Here is a 20,597-nt window from a genome sequence, read left to right as displayed (position 1 = left end):
TACGGATGACTTGTCGAGATGAAGGCCGTGACACGCGCACGGAAAGAATGACCACGCACGGAGTGCGGGACCAGAGAGGCGCCAGGGGGGGCGAGAACTTATGGTGGCGTAGGCAGCCAGGCGAGAGTGGTCATGCGGATGCAGCCAGTACGGTGTCGGAGGGGGCGAACTTTACCTTATCGGCATGGATTTTTCGAGCCTCAACCACGGGCGGCCAAAGGTGTAAAGAGCGCACGACGGATTCTGCGCTCGACCCGCCGCCGCCTCTCAGGCATCGTGTCGCCACAAAACCGTTGCCGTAGGAAACCTTCGCGCATGTTCGAAATTCAAGCCATCGACCCCGTCTACTACCGCCAACGGACCCGCCGCAGCACGCTGGTGATAGCGGTCATTTTCGTGGCGCTGGCCATGCTTTGCGCCACGCTGAGCACGCAGCTGTTCGGCACGCCCGGTGGCGACAATTTCAAGTGGAACCTGCTCGGTGTGGTGGTGGGGCTCGGCCTGACCATTGCGCTGGTGCGCCAGCAACTCTGGTCGCGGCCGTTCATGGCACCGGCCGTTTACGGCTGGCGACTCAAGCGCAGTCTGATGCGCGTCACCAATGTCATGCATCACGTCAAAGCGGGCGTGGCGCAGGGCGATGAAAGCGCCATGAAACTGCTGCGCTTCTACCACCTGGGGGTGACCCAGATGCATCAGCTCGATGGCAATTCCAGCGAGCTGAGCCAGATGGTGCGCGAGATCGACAGCCATCGCGAGGCGATGGAGCAGCAGGGGCTGGACATCGAGCAGACGCGACTCGATTTGGCCTGGCTGGAGCGGGTCAAGATTTTCAAGGGTTAAGCAAAGTGCCCTGAGTCGCGGCTCTGTGCTCAGGCATGGCGTGACATCTCCTCTGACATTTCCAACTGCTTCTGTAGAGCGCTTAAAGGTTATTGAAAGGTTCGCGTCTTAGCCTCCGCGCGCGCCTTTCGTGCGATCTACAAGAAAAAGAGGAGAAATCGCTTTGCTGACCCTGATTGGCCTGTTGACCATCTGCAGCCTGGTTGTGCTGCTGCTCATAGGGCGCATGTCGCCTGTTCTGCCATTGATCGTGGTGCCGCTGCTGGGCGCCCTGGCCGCGGGCTTTGGCCCGGAGGCGATTTCCGGTTTCTTCACCGATGGCATTGGCCGCGTCACTGCGATTGCCACCATGTTCGTGTTTGCCATCACCTTCTTCGGCGTGCTGCAGGACACCGGGCTGTTCCGCCCCCTGATCGGCGGCATGGTGCGTCTGACCCGCGGCAACGTGATCGCGGTGACCGTGGCCACCGCGGTGATCGGCATGCTGGCGCATCTCGACGGCGCCGGCGCCACCACCTTCCTGCTCACCGTTCCCGCGTTGCTGCCGTTGTACAAGCAACTGCGCATGAGCCCTTACCTGATGCTGCTTTTGCTGGCGCTCGGTGCCGGCATCTTCAACATGTTGCCCTGGGCTGGACCGCTGGGCCGTGCCTCGGCGGTGACCGGTATCGAAGTCACCGAACTATGGCGTCCGCTGATCACCATTCAGGGCATCGGTGTGGTGCTGTTGGTCGCTCTGGCGGCGCTGCTGGGCTGGCGTGAGCAACGCCGTATCGCAGCCGGTACGACCGGGGACGAAGGTGTACTGGTGGAAACCAGCACTGACCTGCATGAGCCGAGTGCCGAGGAGCGCGAGCTGGAACGCCCGCGTCTGCTCTGGGCCAACGCCGTGCTGTTCCTCGCGGTGCTGGTCTCGCTGTTCTCCGGCGTGCTGCCGGCCGGCTATATCTTCATGATCGGCCTGTGCCTGGCGCTGCTGATCAACTATCCGGGTGGCAAGGCGCAGATGCAGCGCATCTCGGCGCATGCTCCGGCGGCCTTGAGCATGGGCATGATCATTCTGGCGGCGGGTTCGATGCTCGGCATCTTCACCGGCACCGGCATGCTTACATCCATCGCCCAGGACCTGGCGCAGGTACTGCCGGCGCCGCTGGTGGGGCAGATGCACATCGTGCTCGGCCTGTTCGGCCTGCCGATGGAACTGATGCTGAGTACCGACGCCTACTACTTCGGCCTGCTGCCGGTGACCCTGGAAGTGGTGGGAGCTCAGGGCGTGGAGCCGGCCAGCGTGGTCTATGCGTTGACCATCGGCAACATCATCGGCACCTTCATCAGCCCGTTCTCGCCAGCGCTGTGGCTGGCACTGGGCCTGGCCGGGCTGGATCTGGGCCGGCACATCCGTTACTCGCTGTGGTGGATGTGGGGCTTCTCGCTGGTACTGTTCGGCGCCGCCTGGGCACTCGGTTTGTTCTGACAAGTCCAGCCGGTACCGCATCTAACGCCCGGGCTTGCCCGGGCGTTTTGCGTGCGCACGCCAGCGCTTAGCTGATTTCCACCTGATAGCGGAAGTTCTCCGCCGCCGCGCGGGACAGACGATATTCCAGCGGCGTGCGGTCGTAGCCCAATGCGGTGCGTTCGATCACCACGCTCGGGCTGGCCTCGGCCACGCCAAGAATGGCGGCGAGCTCGGCATCGGCGGCCGAAACCGTGAGGGTCTCCTGGGCCGAAGCGATGCGCTGGCCGCAGTGCTGCTCGTAGAAGGGATAGAGCAACTGCGGGAAATCGTCGGGTGAGATGTCCAGCAAGGCGCCGAAGCGCGAGGCCGGTAGCCAGATGCGTTCATGGAACAGCGGGCGGCCGTCGATCAGGCGCAGGCGCTGCAGGAAGATGCATGGCTCGCCTTCGCTCAGCTTCAGCGCCTTGCTGGCGCTAGCATCGGCAGGTACCTGGCGGCACTCAAGGATACGACTCTGCGGCACCTGCGACTGGCCGCTGGCGTTGACCTGGCGGAAGAAGCGAAACAGCGAGCCGTCGAAGTTCGGCCGCCGTACGAAGGTGCCGCGGCCTTGAGCGCGCAGCAGCAGGCCCTCGCTGACCAGTGTTTCCACAGCCTTGCGCACCGTACCCACAGCCACCCCGTACTGCCGGGTCAACTCCGCTTCGGTAGGGATGGCCTCGCCAGGCAGCCATTCGCCCGCGGCAATTTTCCCCAGCATTTCATCGCGTAACCGCTGATACAGCGGCAGGCGTTCGTCCTGTCCCAGAGCCGTGTTGCTCATAAACCTCAAATCCGCAGTTCGACCGGCCGTCACTTTACCACTGGCCTGCAGATTGACAGCACTCGATCTCTATAGATACAGTCATCTATTCATATATATGAATAGATGTTTTATAAGAAGGAGTCGCTCGTACCGGCCGGCTCGTACAAAAATCGACAGAGGTATCGCTTCGTGACGCCCATGCCTTATGCCGGAATCACCGGCATCGACACCCATGCGCACATCTTTCGCCAGGACCTGCCCATGGTTCCCGGTCGCCGCTACAGCCCCAGCTATGACGCCACCGTAGAGCAGTACCTGGCCCACCTGGACGGCTGTGGCTTATCCCATGGGGTGCTGATCCAGCCCAGCTTTCTCGGCACCGATAACCATTACATGGTCCAGGCGCTGCAGCGCTTCCCGCAGCGCCTGCGCGGCGTGGCGGTGGTCGATGCGCAGATCAGCGATGCCGAGCTGGACGAATTGGCCGTCGCAGGCGTGGTGGGTATACGCCTGAACCTGATCGGCAAGGCGCTGGAGGATTACACCGGCGCGGCCTGGAATGGTCTGTTCCGCCGCCTGGCGCAGCGCGGCTGGCAGGTGGAGATCCAGCGCGGTTTCGGCGATCTGGCGCTGATCGTGCCGGCGATCCTTGAAGCAGGGGTGACGGTGGTGATCGATCACTTCGGCCTGCCGGCACCGAGCGTGCAATTGGACGCTGCCCAGCATGACGCCTTCTTCGATCTGCTCGGCCAGGCGCCGGTGTGGATCAAGCTGTCGGCGGCCTACCGCAGTCAGTCAGACCTGGCGCGTGCCCAGGCTATCGAGGCGCGTCTGCGTGATGCCTGTGGCGGAGTGGGGCGCTTCCTCTGGGGCAGTGACTGGCCCAACACCCAGTTCGAATCGCAGACCCGCTACGATCAGCAGTTCGCGCTGCTCGAGGCCCTGCTGCCCAAGCCCGAGGAGCGCCGCCGCGTTCTGGTGGACAACCCCGCAACCCTGTTCGGTTTCGCCTCGGCGTAACCGTCGCTCACATCAGAACAACAAAAGGAGTCAAACCATGATGAGCTTGCTCGTCGTCGCCGCGATCGTCCTCGCCGTCGCGCTGGGGTACACCACCAAGATCAACATCGGCCTGTTTGCCATCGCCTTCGCCTATTTGCTCGGCTGCTTCGGCATGGGCCTGAGCCCGGGTGACATCATCAACATGTGGCCGCTGAAGATCTTCTTCGTGATCTTCTCGGTCTGTCTGTTCTACAGCTTCGCCACCGTCAACGGCACCCTGGAAAAACTCGCCGGGCATCTGCTGTATTGCTGCCGTGGCGTGCCGCACCTGCTGCCCTATGCCATTTTGCTGACCTCGGGGGTGATTGCCGCCATGGGCGCCGGTTACTACACCGTACTGGCCTTCATGGCGCCGCTGACCCTGCTGCTGTGCCAGCGTACCGGTATGAGCCTGTTTCTCGGCGGCATGGCGGTGAACTACGGCGCGCTGGCCGGAGCCAACTTCGTTTCCAGCCAGAGTGGCATCATCTTCCGCGGCCTGATGACCGGTGCCGGCATGCCCGAGAGCGAAGCCTTCGTCAACGCCCTGGCGATCTTCGCCAGTACCGCGATCATTCCGGTTCTGGTGATCAGCGCCTTCGTCTTCCTCGGTGGCCATGGCCGCAACCTGAAGAATGCGGTGCTCGCCGCCGATCTGCCGGAGGCCTTCAACCGCGAACAGAAACTGACCCTGCTGCTGACTCTGCTGATGATGGTGCTGGTACTCGCCGCGCCACTGGCGCTGCTGGCCTTCCCGGACAACACCACAGTCAGGTTCATCAACAGCAAGGTGGATATCGGCCTGATCGCCAGCGTGTTCTCGGTGATCGCACTGCTGCTCAAGCTCGGTGACGAGCGCAAGGCCATCGCCTCCGTACCCTGGGCCACGCTGATCATGATCTGCGGCGTCGGCATGCTGATCTCGATCGCGATCAAGGCCGGCACCATCGATGCGCTGGCGTCCTGGATCGGCGGCAACATCCCGCCGCTGATGGTTCCGGTGGCATTCGGTGTGGTGGCGGCACTGATGTCGATTTTCGCCAGTACGCTCGGCGTGGTGACGCCGGCGCTGTTCCCGATGGTGCTGCCGCTGTCGGCCTCGATGTCGATCGACCCGATGATCATCTTCATCGCCATCGTCGTAGGTGCCCAGGCCACCTCGATCTCGCCGTTTTCCTCGGGCGGCAGCCTGCTGCTGGGCTCGTGCACGGACGACAAGGTGCGCTCGACACTGTTCTCGCAACTGCTGCTGCGCGCCGCGCCCATCGGCTTCGTCGCGGCGATGTTGTTCAACCTGGCGCTGACCTTTCTGTTCTGAGGAAAAAAAGTTCTTCGCATAGTTTGGGGAAAGTGCGAGTTGACACCGACCTGGCAAGTTTGTGTGCGTCTTGCTTGCTGACTTAGCACTATCTATTACCGCGTGCGCTGAGCGTTTGGGTTGCGCCCCTTACGGGCGCCACACCTTTCTTGCTTGCCCAAGAAAGGTGTGCCAAAGAAGGGCACCCCGACATCCGGGTTTCGCTACGCGAAACTTCCCTCGCTCCGGCGCTGCTCCGGGGGCCGGCTTACATGGGCCATCCCTGGCCCATTAAGCCTCTCGCCGCATCCATGCGGCTCGCTCCCCTACGCAACACCTCCACTCGGCCTCCTGAAGGGGACCAGGTCGCGAGCTTGCAAAAGCTCCACAGAATTGACCTTTGCGGCGACTGCGCTTTGTCTTTGCTCTGAAAGCGCGATTGCACAGACGACGCCCAAGTCCCCTTCAGGAGGCCGAGTGGAATCACCGTGGAAGGGGTTGAGCGGCATGGATGCCGCGAGAGCCGTGATGGGCCAGGGATGGCCCTTCACGGCGGGCCCCTGGAGCGGTGATGGAGCGAGGGAACCCCGGCGAAGCCGGGGCCGGATGGTGGGGTGCCCTTCTCTTTGGTTACTTTCTCTTGGGCAAGCAAGAGAAAGTGACTCGCCCGTAAGGGGCGAAACCCATCAGGCCAGGCGGCGTGCTAATGGATAGTGCCAAGTCATCGACAGCTAACACTTAATTGCCAGTCCGGTGTCAAGCGTATCCCCCCGCGAGAATGCGAAGAATATGAAGAAAGCCCCGGCATCGCGCGATGCCGGGGCTTTATCCCCGCAAGTCCGTATCGCTATTTCAGCCGATAGCGCACCAGCTCATCCTTGCTCAGCAGACGCAAGCGCCCTGGCGCGACTTGATAGATCTCTTCCGCCAGGCTTACGTCGACACCCATGTCACGAAAGTACCTGGCCGGGCTGAACGGCTGGCTGCCATGGGCGGTCTGTGCCAGTGCCGAGTCGCCAGCAGGGAAGGGGGGGCGACGCAGGGCAACGTGGCCGTTGATGGTGCGTTTGGTGCCGGCAGCGAGCAGGTAGATGCAACTGCCCTGGCACATACCACCTGAAGGCACCAGCGCCTCGAAGCCGGTTTCGCGCAGCAGGCGGCCCATGCGTATGGCTTCCGGGGCGCTGCCGCCTATGCTGTCGAGCAGCACGACCTTGCGCTTGTGCTTGCCCGGATTGGCGCGCAAGCCCTGCAGCAATTTCTCGTAGTCGCCTGGAGCGATTTCTTCGGAAATCTTCGCTGCCAGCAGGCCGGCGTTGGCCTCGACTTCCACCTGCGCCTGGACGTTCAGGGCGGTGAACAAGGTGGTAGCGATCAGGGCGAAGCGTAAACGCTGAACAATCATCGGGCGGGTTCGTTGGTGGCTCGGGAGGTAGAAGATACATTGCCCGAGTCACCTCACGCACCTGTTCAGACTGCTGCGTTTCTCTGCTGCACCTTCCACGCCCAGGCAAACAAAAGCAGGCCGCCGATGGCGGTCGCGGCGCCGATGTAGCCGGTGATGGTCCAGCCCATCCCGGCGCTGATGGCCAGGCCGCCGAGCCACGGGCCCAGCGCATTGGCGACGTTGAAGGCGGCGTGATTGGAGGCTGCTGCCAGGGTCTGCGCGCCAGTGGCGACGTCCATCAGGTGGGTCTGCAGAGCCGGGCCTAGGGCGATCATGGTGCCCAGGGCGAAGATCGCCGGCAGGATGGTCCACAGGCTGTGCGCGGCGAAGGGGAAGGCCAGCAGCACCAGCGTACTCCAGGCCAGAATCCAGGCCACGGCGCGCAGGCGCAGGCGGTCGAACAACCAGCCGCCGGCGCTGTTGCCGACGATGCAGCCGGCGCCGAACACGCCCATGGCCAGGGGAATCCAGCCGGGGCCGACCTGGGTAACGTGAAGCAGGGTCGGGGCCATGTAGCTGAACACGCAGAACATCCCGGCGAAACCGATGGAGCCGATGCCCAGCGCCAGCCAGATCGGTGCGCGATTGAAGGCGCGCAGTTCGCCAGCAGGGCTGCTGCGCTGCTCGTGGGGGTCGGCCGGCAGGAAGATCGCCACCATGGCGATGGTGGTGATGGCGATGATGCCGACCAGGGCGAAGGCGTAGCGCCAGCTCATGAACTGGCCGAGCCAGGTGGCCAGCGGGTTGCCGATGAGGATGGCCACGGTCAGGCCCGCCAGCACCCGGCTCACCGCCTTGGCGCGCTTGTGCGGGGGCGCCATGGAGGCGGCCACCAGCATGGCGATGCCGAAGTAGGCGCCGTGCGGCAAGCCGGCGATGAAGCGGAAGATCAGCAGCGGTTCGTAGCTCGGTGCCAGAGCGCTGGCGAAGTTGCCGAGGGCGAAGCAGCCCATCAGCAGCAGAAGCAGGATGCGCCGTGGCAGGCGGGCGCCGAGCAGGGCCAGCACCGGTGCGCCGACCACCACGCCGAGGGCGTAGACGCTGATCACATGGCCGACCTGCGGCTCGCTGACGCCAAGGTCGGCGGCGACGTTGGGCATCAGGCCCATGATGGCGAACTCGCCGGTGCCGATGGCGAAGCCGCCGAGGGCCAGGGCGAGCTGAATGAGAAGGATCGCGCCCGGCGACAGGCTCGTCGCGGCGTCGGATGCAGAACTGTTCATGAGTGACCTGGAAGGGGGGAAAGCAAGCGCGAAATTATAATCTCCCAGTGCCTTGCCTGGATATTGACGACCGCTCTATTTCGGGCTCGGAGACGAATGGTCGGCGTTGTTCTGGGCCTTCACATAGTCGACGAAGGCACGTAGCGGTGCCGGTACATGGCGCCTGCTGTGGTAGTACAGGTAAGGCCCTTCGAAGTGCTGCCACCAGTCATGCATGAACGGTTGCAGTTGGCCGCTGGCGAGGTGTGCCGCGATGTATTCCTCGAAGGTATAGAGAATGCCGTGGCCGGCGCAGGCCGCGGCGATCAGCAGGTCCTGCGATGAGCTGACCAGCCGACCCTCGGGGGCGATGCGCAGGGTACGCCCGTCCTGCTCGAACTCCCACACGCCGAGCTTGCCGCTGGCGAAGCGGTAGCCAAGCAGACGATGTTCGCTCAGTTCGCTGGGGTGTTGCGGCGTGCCATGGCGCTGCAGGTAGCTGGGCGCGGCGACTGCCATGAAACACTGCCGGCGCGGCCCGATGGGGATGGCGATCATGTCCTTGGCCAGGCTTTCCTCGTAGCGGATACCGGCGTCGTAGCCGGCGCCGATCACGTCGATGAAGGTGTTGTCCATGTTCACCTCCAGCGCGATGCCGGGGTAGCGGGCGAGAAAGCCATCCAGCAGTTGCGGCAGGATGTGCCGTGCGATCACGCCCGGCACATGCAGGCGCAGCGAGCCGACCGGGTGTTGCGGATCTTCCTGCAGGTCATTGAGCGCCGCGTTGATCTCGTCCAGCGCAGGGCGCAGACGTTCAAGCAGGCGCGTCCCGATTTCCGTCGGCGTCAGGCCGCGTGTGGTGCGGTTGAGCAGACGTACGCCCAGCTCCTTTTCCAGGCGGCGCACGCAATCACTGAGCGATGAGGCTGACGTACCGCGGCGCTGCGCCGCCGCACGAAAACCGCCGGCCTCGACCACGGCGGCGAACAGGGCGATATCGGAGAGGTTCGGCTGGCGCATGGGCGTCGACTGGGCAATGACGAAGCGTCCGATGATGCGGCGCAGCGGCCGCTTTGCCAATCCTGAGTGGCGCCTGCTGGGATGTAGCCCGGATGAAATCCGGGAATGCATACCAACGGCCCCGGATTGCATCCGGGCTACGCAGCTGATCGAGGCTGGCAATACCCGGTAGCTGTACGCCTGACCGTATACCGTGTCCGGTCGTGACCGGCTTATCGAACAGCGCTTCTGCCCGCACCCTATGTCTTGCGTCGAAACCTGGTCTGGCGCATCGAGCTAACGGATACGAGGAAGCGGCAATGGACAAGAAAAAACACACAGGGCTGGGCCATACGCGCCGCGATGCCCTGAAACTGTTCGGCATGCTGGGCGGCAGTCTTGCCTTGCACGGGGTGTTGGGTGGCGTACCGACATTCGCCTGGGCCAGCAGCGCACAGGGCTGGCAGGCGAGCGACATGCCGTCGCTGATCGGCAAACGCATGCTGGTCACCGGTGGCAGCAGCGGCATGGGCTTCGAGGATGCCCTGGCCCTGAGCCGGGCGGGTGCACAGGTGATCATCGCCGCGCGCAATGCACAGCGCGGCGCCGAGAGCATCGCACGCATTCGTGCGCAGGTGCCGGATGCGCGCCTGCGTTTCGAACAGCTGGACCTGGCCGACCTGGCCTCGGTACGCAGCCTGGCGCAGCGCCTGAATGCCGAGGGCGAGGTGCTGGACGTATTGATCAACAACGCCGCGATCATGGCGCCGCCGCAGCGCGGTGTATCCCGTGATGGCTTCGAGATGCAGCTGGCGACCAACTTCCTCGGCCATTTCGCCTTGACCGGTTTGCTCCTGCCGTCGCTGCGTCAGTCGTCTGACCCGCGCGTCGTGACCTTGGCGAGCATCGCTGTGAATCGTGGCCGTATCAATTTCGATGACCTGCAGTCCGAGCGCGACTACAACCCTTACTCCGCTTATGCCCAGTCGAAGCTGGCCTGTCTGATGATGGCCTTCGAACTGCAGCGGCGCAGCCTGGCCAATGACTGGGGCATTCGCAGCGTCGCCGCGCATCCGGGTGTGGCCGTTACCGAGCTGGTCGAGCGCGGGCCAGGGCTTGAAAGCGAGTTCGCTCAGGAGTGGGCCAAGGACCGCGATGTCTATCACTCGGCGGCGCAGGGCGCGCTGTCGTCGCTGTTCGCAGCGACGGCGGCTGAAGCCGAGGGTGGTCGTTATTACGGGCCGACCGGCGCAGAGGAGAAACGCGGCCCATTGGGCCTGGCCAGGGTGCCGGAGGCTGCGGCGGATGCCGATGATGCCGCGCGCCTGTGGTCGGTGGCCGAACGTCTGACGGGCGTCAGGTACGGCTGAGTCATGCCGGCGCGCCGCCGAGGCGCGCCCTTTCGAGGAATTTCGCATGTCATCGTCAACGATGGCGCAGCGCGTGGCCGTGGCCATCAACGCGCAGCGCAATGAGCTGTGGCCGGCGCTGGCCGGTTTTACCCTGTTCTTCTGCCTGTTCTCGGGCTACTTCATGCTGCGGCCGATCCGTGAGGCCATGGGCATCGTCTCCGGCGTGGAGAACCTGCAATGGCTGTTCACCGCCACCTTCGTGGTGATGCTGGTCGCGGTGCCATTGTTCGCCTGGCTGAGTTCGCGGGTGCCGCGGATTCACTTCATCGACTGGGTGTATGGCTTCTTCACCCTGAATCTGGCGTTGTTTGCCCTGCTGTTCTTCAGCGCTGATGAGAGTGTGTGGCTGGCGCGCAGCTTCTACGTGTGGATTTCGGTCTACAACCTGTTCGTCGTATCGGTGGCCTGGAGCCTGATGGCCGACGTGTTCGACAGCGAACAGGCTAAGCGCCTGTTCGCCTTCATCGCCGCCGGTGCCAGTGTCGGCGGCCTGGTCGGCCCGGCGTTGAGTGCCTTGCTGGTGAGCACGCTGGGGCAGAGTGGGCTGATTCTGCTGGCCGCGGTACTGCTGGCCGTGGCGCTGTCGCTCAAGCAGGTGTTGATGCGCTGGCGCGAGGAGGGTGGCGCGGGGCGTGCCGGTGCCGTGCGGGCGGAAAGCCCGCAGCGTCCGGTGCCGGGCAACCCGTTCAGCGGTTTGATGCGGGTACTGTCTTCGCCCTATCTGTTTGGCATTGCCGGTTTCGTGATCCTGCTCGCCACAGCCAGTACCTTTCTCTACTTCGAGCAGGCTCGCCTGGTAGCCGAGCTGTTCCCGCAGCGCGCCGATCAGGTGCGGGTGTTCGGGGCGATCGATTTCGTGGTGCAGGCCGGCGCGCTGATTGCCCAGTTGTTCATCACCGGGCGCATCGCGCGGCGCCTGGGCGTGCGGGTGTTGCTGGCCTGCGTGCCGCTGCTGGTGTGCGTCGGCTTTATTGGCCTGGCGTTGATGCCGACCTTCGCCATGCTGGCGGCGCTGATGATCGTGCGCCGTATCGGTGAATACGCCTTCGTGCGGCCAGGACGGGAAATGCTCTTCGCGCCGCTGGATGCCGAGAGCAAGTACAAGGCGAAAAACTTCATCGATACCGTGGTCTATCGTGCCGGCGATGCCATGAGTGGCTGGCTCAAGAGCCTGCTCGACATGCTGGCCCAGGGTGCCTGGCTGGTGGCGCTGGTGGGTGCTGCCTGTGCGGCGCTGTGGGGATTGCTCGGTTGGTACCTGGGCGGGCAGGCCGATCAGCGCAGTGCCGAGCAGCAGTTGGCGGCGACCAGCTAGGTCAGCGAAATCCTGCGGTTGCAGCGATGCGGGAGTCGGCGCTCGACTCCCGCAACATCATCAGCCGCGCGCCGGAATGTTCAGGCCGCGTTGTACCGCCGGGCGTGCGAGGAATGCATCGAGCACGCGGCGCACGTTGGCGAAGCGTTCGAACTGCACCAGGTCGCCGGCCTCGTAGAAGCCCACCAGGTTGCGAATCCAGGGGAACACGGCGATGTCGGCGATGCTGTACTCGCCGGCGATCCAGTCGCGGCCCTCCAGGTGCTGGTCGAGCACACCGAGCAGGCGGGTGGATTCGGCGACGTAGCGGTCACGCGGGCGTTTGTCCTCGTACTCAGCACCAGCAAATTTGTGGAAGAAACCGAGCTGGCCGAACATCGGTCCCAGGCCGCCCATCTGCCACATCAGCCATTGAATCGTCTCGTAGCGGGCAGCGGCGTCCTGTGGCAGCAGCTTGCCGGTCTTCTCCGCGAGGTAGATCAGGATCGCGCCGGACTCGAACAACGGCAGCGGATGACCATTGGGGCCCTCGGGGTCGAGGATGGCGGGAATCTTGTTGTTCGGCGCCAGCGAGAGAAACTCGGGGCTGAACTGGTCGTTGCTGTCGAAGCTGACCAGGTGCGGTTCGTAGGGCAGGCCGATTTCTTCCAGCATGATCGAGGCTTTGACCCCGTTGGGCGTGGGCAGCGAGTAGAGCTGCAAGCGCTCGGGATGCTGGGCGGGCCATTTGCGGGTGATGTGGAAGGGGCTGAGGTCGGTCATGTGGGGTTCCATGTCGATTGGGCCTAAGAGCCTGTTCACGATCTGCTGCGCGTCGGCGCTACTGCGTTAAAAACAAGCTCGGAATGCTCATTTACCATTCGTAAACTGCGCTTCCTCGCTTGTTTTTGCCTTGTATCGCTCTAGCTCGCGAGATACTGAACAGCCTCTACGAAAGAAGCGATCAGAACACGAGTGGTCAGAGCGAAGGAAATCGATCCAGCTGCTAGTAGTCATCGACTCGAGCAATCCTGCCTGGTTCCCTGCGTGCGAGGGAGGGGGTATGGTGCGGGTTTTCATCCACCCGGCACGGAGCCCATCGGCATGAGCCTGCACGGTACCTACGATTCCCAGAATATCTTCGCCCTGATCATTCGTGGCGACTTGCCCTGCTACAAACTCTACGAGGACGACGATGTACTGGCCTTCCTCGATCTGTTCCCGCAATCCAAAGGCCACAGCCTGGTGATCCCCAAGCGCGCGGCTGCGCGCAATATCCTGGAAATCGACGACGCCAGCCTGGCCAAGGTCATGGCCGTGGTGAAGAAGGTCACCCAGGCGGTGGTCGACGAACTGCAGCCGGCTGGTGTGCAGGTGGCGCAGTTCAACGGCGCGCCTGCCGGGCAGACGGTGTTCCACATTCACATGCATGTGATCCCGCGCTTCGAGGGCGAGGGGCTGGGTATTCACGCGGCCACCAAGGCCGACCCGGCCGAGCTGGAAGCGCTGCAGGCACGTCTGGTCAAACGCCTGCAAGGCTGAAGCGATATTGCCCCGGACGAGTGACTCGGCCGGGGCATCCTGCAGCGTGTGGCTTAGCCGTTCTGATTGCTCAGCCCGCCCCACTCCACGAAACGCACGGCGTGCACTTCGCCCTGGCTGTCGCGGTAGACCATGACGCTCGGTACTACACCGCTCTTGCGGCTGTTGTCGGTACGCTGCAGGACCTGGTCGATGTCCAGCTGCATGCCGTACTGGTATTCCTGCACATCCACGTTGGTGCTGGCAGGTGCTTTCTCGCTGGCGAAGGCGAAGGGGGCGAAAGCGGCGAGGAGGGTGGCGTTGAGGGCTGCGAATTTCATCTGGGTAGTCTCCGATCAGTTGCGCCGACTTAGGTGGCGCTGGGTTCGAGAGAGATGAAAACACCGCGCCCTTCATTACAGAAATCGATGCTTGTGCTAGCGAAAATCGCTGCCATCGATATCTTGCCCGCAGACGCGTCAAGCCCAATACTCAGGCGGCACTCATCTGCCCATGGAGGGCTTCATGCGCTCGATCCTCATCGCTCTACCGCTGTTGCTGCTGGCCGGTTGTTCGTCGTTTCGGGGCGACCCCGAGCACATCAAACCGGTACCGGAAGATCGCCTGCTGGCCTTTCAGGAGGCGCAGGCAAACGGCGCGCAGATCGTGGTCAATCGCGACTTCGGGATGATGGGCGGTGGCTGCTTCGTGGCCATCGAGGTGGACCGCAAGGTCGCTGCGCGCATCGGCGTCGGCGAGGTCGCGACCTTCCAAGTGCCGCCAGGCACGCGCGTGGTCGGCATCACGCCGGATCGTATGGATGACACCCTGTGCGGCATGGGCCGCCTGCTGCGCGAAGTGGCGGTGCCGGTGAAAGCCGGGGAAACCCAGCACCTGCGCATCGTCAGCCAGAACAAGGGTGGCTTCGATATCCGCGCGGACAAGCCCTGATCGCTTTGCTGCTGTGCGGGCGTTCATACCGAGGATCAAGCGTGCCGGTTAGTATTCCCTGCATCTAATCAGGGAGCATGAATGTGAACGGATTGCCAATCGCGATAGTAGGGGCGGGCACGGCCGGCCTGGCCAGTGCCATATTCCTCGCCCGCCAGGGTTACGCGGTGCGCTTGTTGGAGCGTGTCGAACAGCTGCAGCCGGTGGGCGCCGGCATTCTCCTGCAGCCATCCGGCCTGGCCGTTCTGCAACGACTGGGATTGCTGGCCGAGTGCACCGCGCTGGGTGCGCCGGTAAGCCGTCTTTACGGCACCAGCTGCCAGGGGCGGGTGATCCTGGATACCCGTTATCACGACTGGCAGCCAGGCAGTTTCGGCCTTGGCATTCATCGTGGCGTGTTGATGACGGCACTGCTCAATGCCGCGCAGCGGTTGGGCGTGCAGGTGGAAACCGGTGTGAGCGTCAGCCGTTTCGAGCAGGCGAGTGGCCATGTCCGCTTGCTGCGTCAGGGCGAGGACGGCAATGAGCAATCTTTGGGTGATTTCGCTGCGCTGATCCTGGCCGATGGCACACGTTCGACCCTGCGCGCGCAGATGCAGGTGCGGCAGTGGTCGCGCCCCTATCCCTGGGGCGCCCTGTGGAGCATGTTGCCGACTTCGCCGGCGACCGAGTCCGGCGAGTTGCGCCAGTGGTATCGCGGCTGCCGCGAGATGTTCGGGCTGATGCCGACCGGATGCACCCATCAGGCACGCGAGACGTCGTTGACCAGCCTGTTCTGGAGCCTGCCGCTCAGTGAACATGATGCGTGGCGCAAGAGTGGCCTGGAGGCCTGGAAAACCCGCGTGCGCAACCTCGCCGGCGAGGCTTCAGAGGCCTATCTGCAGCAGATCGATGATCCCGCGCAATTGACCCTGGCGGCCTATGCGGACGTACGCATGCAACGCTGGAACGATGGCCGCGTCCTGGCCATCGGTGATTGCGCCCACGCCATGAGCCCGCAACTGGGACAGGGCGCCAATATGGCGCTGGTCGATGCCGCCGCGCTGGCCGACGCGCTTGGTAATGCCGGTGACGAACAGCAGCACGGGCTCGACTGGAACGCGATTTTCACCCGCTACGGTGATGCTCGCCGTGATCATCTGCGTTACTACCGTCAGGCCAGCCGCTTGCTGACGCCGCTGTTCCAGTCCAACAGCAACACCCTGGCCGTGCTGCGCGATATCGCTCTGATGCTGGCCCGCCACAACAGCTTTGGTCGCCAGCATGCGGTCAGCACCCTGGTCGGTGCACGTGGCGGTTGGCTGTGGTCGGGGGCGCAGAAGCGCGAGCTGCATGCCTGGACGGGCGAGCGCGAGGCTTGGGAGTAGTCTGCCAGCAGGCCGTTCAGTTGCTCTGCAGTTCGAGCAGCGCCTTCTGACTCAGATCCAGCCACTCCTTGTGCAGTGTGCGGTAGTGCCGGGCGGAGCGGCGGGCGTGGGTCTGGATCTGTTGCAGCAGTTCGATGGCCTCACGCTGGCGTCCCAGTCGGCGCAGCAGTAGGGCATAGCGGTAGTTCGCCTCGGGGCTGGCGCTGTAGCTGCCGAGCGCGCGGTATTCCTCTTCGGCCTTGAGGTCGTTGCCCTGGCCTTCCAGCGCACGGGCATACAGCATATGGCCGTCGCTGGAGCGGAAGTCGGGGTTGTGGGCGATCAGTTGATCGAGGCTCGCCTGACAGCCGCTGAAATCGCCTAGGGCGAAACGCGCTTTTGCCAGACCGAGGAGGATGTCGGGTGCGTCGCTGTGAATACCGCGCAGGGCCATCTGGTAGTGCGTAGCCGCTTCTTCGGCCTGGCCCATGCGCAGCAGCTCATCGGCCAGGTTGACGCGGGTATCGCGGGTGTCGCGAATATCCAGCTCATCGCGTAGGGCGCGCAGGTGACGCTCTGGGTCGATGCTGTCATGCAGGCGGTTGAGCGTGCGGCGGCCGCGACGGCTACCGAGCAGATCCGGCAGCATGATGCCGAGGAAGTAGATCAGGCAACCGAGACCAGGCAGGGCGATGATCAGGTATAGCCAGTAGCGTTCCTGACCACTGCGCACCACGTGAAGGCCACAGGTTACTTGGCAGGCGATGACTAACAGAGCGAGCAGAGGCATGGTGCGATCCAGTCCTTTGGAGTGCGAGGGGAGGCATATCAGAGCATGGATCAGCCCTGTTGTCAGGTGACGCATGCACGGCTGTGGCATACGTCACGTGGTAGGCTGCGCGGCTGATTCCATGTTCATAAGGATGCGTGCATGCCGTCGTCGCTGGAGATTTTCGCCAACCTCTTCTATCTGGTTTCGGTCGTGCTGGCGGCGCGCAATTCGGTGCACACCTGGGCCGTCGGCCTGGTCGGCTGCGTACTGTTCGGTTGGCTGTTCTTCAGCGTGCAGCTGTATGCCGATGTCACCTTGCAGGTCTTCTTCATCGCCACCAGCCTGCTGGGTTGGTGGAGCTGGCTACGCGGGCGCCAGGGCGAGGCACTGCCGATCAGTCGTTCGCGCGGGGCCGGGCTTGGCCTGGCACTGCTGCTGGCGGTGCTCGTGGCGGGCGCTTATGGGGCTTTGCTGCACCATTTCACCGATGCCTACGCGCCCTTCATCGACTCGCTGGTGCTGACTTTCAGCGTGCTGGCGCAATTGCTGCTGATGCGCCGCAAGCTGGAAACCTGGTACGGCTGGCTGCTGGTGAACACGCTGGCGGTGCCGTTATTCGCCTCACGTGAGCTGTACCTGACAGCCTTCATCTACCTGCTGTTCTGGTGCAACGCCTGGTACGGCCTGTATCGCTGGCGCCGTGAATTGAACGCGCAGACGGTCTGAGATGAGCAAGCGATTTGCTAAAGGGCTGGTGGTCGGCAAGTTCGCACCGCTGCACCTGGGGCACGAATGGCTGATCCGCCAGGCGCAAGAGCAGTGCGAGCAGCTGGTGCTGCTCAGCTGGGCATGCCCGGAGCTCCCCGGTTGCGCGCCCGAGCGCCGTGCGAACTGGTTGCAGGTGCGCTTTCCCGAACTGCGCAGCTGGGTGGTGACGCCCGAGTGGCTTGCCCAGCAGCGTGCGCGAGGTTTGGCGTTGCCGGACCTTCCCCGCGAATCGGAACCCGATACCGTACAGCGCCAGTTCGTCGCCGATTTCTGCCTGGCGGTACTCGGCCACCCGGTGGATGTCGTGTTCACCAGCGAGGCTTATGGCGATGGCTTTGCCGCGCATTTGAGCCGGTGTTTCGGCCGGCCAGTGGAGCACGTCGAGATCGACCGCGCACGCATTCAGGTCCCTGTGTCGGGTACGCGTCTGCGCGCCGATATTCATGGCTTGCGTCACTACCTGGCGCCGCAGGTCTACGGCGATTTCGTCGAGCACATCGCCTTGCTTGGGGGTGAGTCCACCGGCAAGAGCAGCCTCGCCCTGGCGTTGGCCAAAACCCTGGGCACGCGCCATGCCGCCGAATACGGCCGTGAGCTGTGGGAAGAGCAGGGCGGTGTGCTCGCCTATGACGATCTGCTGCGTATCGGCCGCACCCAGGTCGTCCGCGAGCAGGCACTGGCTGGGCAGTGCCAGCGCTACCTGGTATGCGACACCACGCCGTTGACCACGCTGTTCTACTGCCGTGAGCTGTTCGGGCGTGCCGAGGCTGAACTGGAGCATCTGGCTGAGCGGCGTTATCAGCATCTGTTTCTGTGCGCCGATGACTTCCCCTTCGTGCAGGACGGCACCCGTCAGGACGAGACCTTTCGCCGCCGACAGAACCAGTGGTACGAACAGGAACTGGATCGGCGTGGCTGGGCTTTCACGTGCCTGACGGGCTCGCTGGCGCAGCGAGTCGAGCAGGTGTTGCGGCATCTGAGCGGCTAGTCGCGCTCGTCGTGCGCTTCAGCGATAGCGAGCGAGGATGGCGTCGAACTCGCCATCCTGTCTCATCTGCACCAGTGCACGCAGCAGCGCCTGGGTCGGTACGTCCGGCTCGTCCCGGACGATGCAGGCGATCAGGTCGGCGCTGATTTCATCGAGCCCATGCAGGCGTTGGTCGGGTGGCCGGTCGCGATTGAACCAGGCCAACGCCAGGTGACTGCTGATGGCATAGCGGTAGCGGCCGGCTTCGAGCTTCTCCAGGGCCAGTTCCTGGGTGCGGGCGTCTTCGCGGTGTATTTCACCACTGGCCAGCAGCGGCTCCAGGTGTGGATAGCTGAAGCCCAGCACCGTACCCAGGCGCTCACCCCGCAACTGCTCCAGCTTGAAGTCCGGCTCGGCATGGCGAGCGACGATCAGGTCGCGCTGCACCATGAAGGGCAGGCTCCAGATGTACTGATGATGGGATTCGACGAGCCAGTCTGGATTGACGTAGCAGCGCACGTCGATTCCGCCGCTGACCAGCAAACGTTGAACGCGCAGGCGCGGTAGCACCAGCATCTCTGCACGGCGGCCGACCTTCTGTGCCAGGCGCATTTGCAGATCGTAGAGAATCCCGCCCGTGGCTTGGCCATCGACGATCTTTATCATCGGTATGGCCCAGCTCTCGGACACCGAGAAGCGTAGCGGGCGCTGCTCCTGGGCCGAGGCTGCGAGGCAGAGCAGAAACAGCAGGGCGGAAAGCGAAAGGCGCATGCAGTTACCGGTTCAAGACGTTAAGCGATGCCGCGCCGAGCTTGGCCGTCACAGACTAGACGACGGCCGCTCAGGCCGGTGCCGGCTCGAAACTGTCGGCACGCGCCATGCGCCACATGCGCTCGTAGAACTCCCCTGCGATCTGGCCGCTGAGCAACTCGCCCGGCGCGAGAAACACGTGCTGTTGGGCGAACAGCTTGATCTCGGTGGCGGACATGCGCTGCACCAGGTGCTTTGCATCGATCTGCGCCGGATGGTCGAGGCCGGCGGCGGCGAGCATCTCGGCCAGTGCCTTGAGTGTGTTGCGGTGGAAGTTGTAGACGCGCTGGGCCTTGTCCTCGACCACCAGTGCGCGCTGGCGCAGCGGGTCCTGGGTCGCCACGCCGGTTGGGCACTTGTTGGTGTGGCAGGACTGCGATTGGATGCAGCCAATGGCGAACATGAAACCGCGCGCCGAATTGGCCCAGTCGGCGCCGATGGCCAGCACACGGGCGATATCGAAGGCGCTGACGATCTTGCCGCTGGCGCCGAGCTTGATCTTGTCGCGCAGGTTGCTGCCGACCAGGGTGTTGTGCACGAACAGCAGCCCTTCGCGCAGCGGCACGCCCAGGTGATCGGTGAACTCCAGCGGCGCTGCACCGGTGCCGCCTTCCTTGCCGTCGACGACGATGAAATCCGGCAGGATGCCGGTCTCCAGCATCGCCTTGACGATGCCCATGAATTCCCAGGGATGGCCCAGGCAGAACTTGAAGCCGACCGGTTTGCCGCCAGACAGCTCGCGCAGTTGAGCGATGAATTGCAGCAGTTCGGTCGGGGTGGAGAAGGCGCTGTGGCGCGAGGGCGAGATACAGTCCTCGCCCATGGGCACACCGCGGGTGTTGGCGATTTCCTCGGTGACCTTGTGCTTGGGCAGGATGCCTCCATGGCCCGGCTTGGCGCCCTGGCTGAGCTTGATCTCGATCATCTTCACCTGCGGGCTGGCTGCCTGAGCGGCGAAGCGCTCGGGGTCGAAGCGCCCGTCGGAAGCACGGCAACCGAAATAGCCGCTGCCCAGCTCCCACACCAGATCGCCGCCGTGCTCGCGGTGATAGGGGCTGATGCTGCCTTCGCCAGTGTCGTGGTAGAACTCGCCGAGTTTCGCCCCTTCGTTGAGCGCGCGAATGGCGTTGGCGCTGAGCGAACCGAAGCTCATCGCCGAGATATTAAACAGGGAGGCCGAGTACGGTTGGCTGCATTGCGGCCCGCCGATCTCCACGCGAAAGCTGCAGGGGTCGGTCAGCGGCGCCGGGCGCATCGAGTGGCTGATGAACTCGAAGCCGTTCTGGTACACATCGCTCAGCGTACCGAAGGGTTTGTCGGCGCCTTCGTTTTTGGCGCGGGAATACACCAGCGAGCGCTGTGCGCGGGAGAAGGGCAGTTGCTCGGCGTCGCCTTCGAGCAGGTACTGACGGATTTCCGGGCGAATGCCTTCGACCAGATAGCGAATGTTGCCGAGGATCGGGTAGTTGCGCCGCACCGCATGGCGGGTCTGTAGCAGATCGCCGAGCCCGATCAGGCTGAGCACGCCCGCGAGCAGGGTGAACGGCCACATCCATTCATGGCCAAGGAAGGGCAGGCTGGCCAGGGTGAACAGCACGCAGAAGGCGAAGAATGCGTAGCGGCTGAGCAGGGAGAGGTTCATGCAAGCTCCAGATGCGCGGGTCGA

Annotated in this window: 20 protein-coding genes; 11 read left to right on the top strand and 9 right to left on the bottom strand. The window is 63.8% G+C overall.

From position 1 onward, the window contains the following. Positions 1–315: 315 nt before the first annotated feature. Both BLR77_RS02530 and BLR77_RS02525 read left to right on the top strand, forming a co-directional pair. On the top strand, positions 316–843 hold the full coding sequence (locus tag BLR77_RS02530) for a DUF3087 domain-containing protein (protein WP_074675314.1): 528 nt from the start codon (positions 316–318) through the stop codon (positions 841–843). 163 nt (positions 844–1,006) lie between these two features. Next, positions 1,007–2,317: a CitMHS family transporter gene (locus BLR77_RS02525; protein WP_074675313.1), complete on the top strand. Its 1,311-nt coding sequence runs from the start codon at positions 1,007–1,009 to the stop codon at positions 2,315–2,317. 67 nt (positions 2,318–2,384) lie between these two features. On the opposite strand, the gene BLR77_RS02520 is transcribed toward BLR77_RS02525, so the two are convergent. Beyond that, entirely contained in the window at positions 2,385–3,122 is a 738-nt protein-coding gene (locus BLR77_RS02520) for a GntR family transcriptional regulator (RefSeq protein WP_074675312.1), read from the bottom strand. A 180-nt stretch (positions 3,123–3,302) separates the two neighbouring features. On the opposite strand from BLR77_RS02520, the gene BLR77_RS02515 reads away from it, so the two are divergent. Beyond that, positions 3,303–4,124 (top strand): amidohydrolase family protein, encoded by an 822-nt coding sequence (locus BLR77_RS02515; protein WP_174578076.1) that lies wholly within the window; start codon positions 3,303–3,305, stop codon positions 4,122–4,124. A 37-nt stretch (positions 4,125–4,161) separates the two neighbouring features. Next, entirely contained in the window at positions 4,162–5,463 is a 1,302-nt protein-coding gene (locus tag BLR77_RS02510) for an SLC13 family permease (RefSeq protein ID WP_074675311.1), read from the top strand. 826 nt (positions 5,464–6,289) lie between these two features. Here the strand turns inward: BLR77_RS02510 and BLR77_RS02500 are convergent. From BLR77_RS02500 to BLR77_RS02490, 3 genes are all read right to left on the bottom strand, one after another. After that, entirely contained in the window at positions 6,290–6,847 is a 558-nt protein-coding gene (locus BLR77_RS02500; protein WP_074675310.1) for a COG3904 family protein, read from the bottom strand. A 65-nt stretch (positions 6,848–6,912) separates the two neighbouring features. Next, entirely contained in the window at positions 6,913–8,112 is a 1,200-nt protein-coding gene (locus tag BLR77_RS02495) for an MFS transporter (protein ID WP_074675309.1), read from the bottom strand. A gap of 75 nt (positions 8,113–8,187) precedes the next feature. After that, complete coding sequence (locus BLR77_RS02490) at positions 8,188–9,111, bottom strand: LysR family transcriptional regulator (RefSeq protein ID WP_074676736.1); 924 nt, start codon at positions 9,109–9,111, stop codon at positions 8,188–8,190. 299 nt (positions 9,112–9,410) lie between these two features. Here BLR77_RS02490 and BLR77_RS02485 point away from each other — a divergent pair, with 299 nt between their 5' ends. Continuing rightward, positions 9,411–10,460, top strand: coding sequence for an SDR family oxidoreductase (locus tag BLR77_RS02485; protein ID WP_074675308.1), 1,050 nt, complete (start codon positions 9,411–9,413; stop codon positions 10,458–10,460). A 46-nt stretch (positions 10,461–10,506) separates the two neighbouring features. Then, entirely contained in the window at positions 10,507–11,817 is a 1,311-nt protein-coding gene (locus tag BLR77_RS02480) for an NTP/NDP exchange transporter (protein WP_074675307.1), read from the top strand. 60 nt (positions 11,818–11,877) lie between these two features. Here BLR77_RS02480 and BLR77_RS02475 read toward each other — a convergent pair whose 3' ends face one another. Beyond that, a complete protein-coding gene (locus BLR77_RS02475) occupies positions 11,878–12,579 on the bottom strand; it encodes a glutathione S-transferase N-terminal domain-containing protein (protein WP_074675306.1) in 702 nt (233 codons plus the stop codon). Between the two features lie 321 nt (positions 12,580–12,900). On the opposite strand from BLR77_RS02475, the gene BLR77_RS02470 reads away from it, so the two are divergent. Further along, a complete protein-coding gene (locus tag BLR77_RS02470) occupies positions 12,901–13,338 on the top strand; it encodes an HIT family protein (protein WP_074675305.1) in 438 nt (145 codons plus the stop codon). Positions 13,339–13,391: 53 nt separating this feature from the next. Here BLR77_RS02470 and BLR77_RS02465 read toward each other — a convergent pair whose 3' ends face one another. After that, positions 13,392–13,658, bottom strand: coding sequence for a DUF2790 domain-containing protein (locus tag BLR77_RS02465; protein ID WP_074675304.1), 267 nt, complete (start codon positions 13,656–13,658; stop codon positions 13,392–13,394). Positions 13,659–13,842: 184 nt separating this feature from the next. On the opposite strand from BLR77_RS02465, the gene BLR77_RS02460 reads away from it, so the two are divergent. Next, entirely contained in the window at positions 13,843–14,268 is a 426-nt protein-coding gene (locus BLR77_RS02460; protein ID WP_074675303.1) for a 3-isopropylmalate dehydratase, read from the top strand. 83 nt (positions 14,269–14,351) lie between these two features. Next, entirely contained in the window at positions 14,352–15,635 is a 1,284-nt protein-coding gene (locus BLR77_RS02455) for an FAD-dependent oxidoreductase (RefSeq protein WP_074676734.1), read from the top strand. Between the two features lie 16 nt (positions 15,636–15,651). Here BLR77_RS02455 and BLR77_RS02450 read toward each other — a convergent pair whose 3' ends face one another. Further along, entirely contained in the window at positions 15,652–16,404 is a 753-nt protein-coding gene (locus tag BLR77_RS02450; RefSeq protein WP_074675302.1) for a tetratricopeptide repeat protein, read from the bottom strand. Positions 16,405–16,545: 141 nt separating this feature from the next. Here BLR77_RS02450 and pnuC point away from each other — a divergent pair, with 141 nt between their 5' ends. Then, entirely contained in the window at positions 16,546–17,112 is a 567-nt protein-coding gene (gene pnuC, locus BLR77_RS02445) for a nicotinamide riboside transporter PnuC (RefSeq protein WP_074675301.1), read from the top strand. A 1-nt stretch (position 17,113) separates the two neighbouring features. Continuing rightward, positions 17,114–18,142, top strand: coding sequence for an AAA family ATPase (locus BLR77_RS02440; RefSeq protein ID WP_074675300.1), 1,029 nt, complete (start codon positions 17,114–17,116; stop codon positions 18,140–18,142). Positions 18,143–18,160: 18 nt separating this feature from the next. Here BLR77_RS02440 and BLR77_RS02435 read toward each other — a convergent pair whose 3' ends face one another. Both BLR77_RS02435 and BLR77_RS02430 read right to left on the bottom strand, forming a co-directional pair. Then, entirely contained in the window at positions 18,161–18,892 is a 732-nt protein-coding gene (locus BLR77_RS02435) for a substrate-binding periplasmic protein (RefSeq protein ID WP_074675299.1), read from the bottom strand. 70 nt (positions 18,893–18,962) lie between these two features. Then, the gene (locus tag BLR77_RS02430) at positions 18,963–20,573 is read right to left on the bottom strand and encodes an FMN-binding glutamate synthase family protein (RefSeq protein ID WP_074675298.1); all 1,611 of its coding nucleotides are present in this window, start codon (positions 20,571–20,573) and stop codon (positions 18,963–18,965) included. Positions 20,574–20,597: the final 24 nt, after the last annotated feature.

This window comes from Ectopseudomonas alcaliphila (assembly GCF_900101755.1).
GTDB classification, from domain to species: Bacteria; Pseudomonadota; Gammaproteobacteria; order Pseudomonadales; family Pseudomonadaceae; genus Aquipseudomonas; species Aquipseudomonas alcaliphila.
This window is presented reverse-complemented; position numbering and strand designations above follow the sequence as displayed.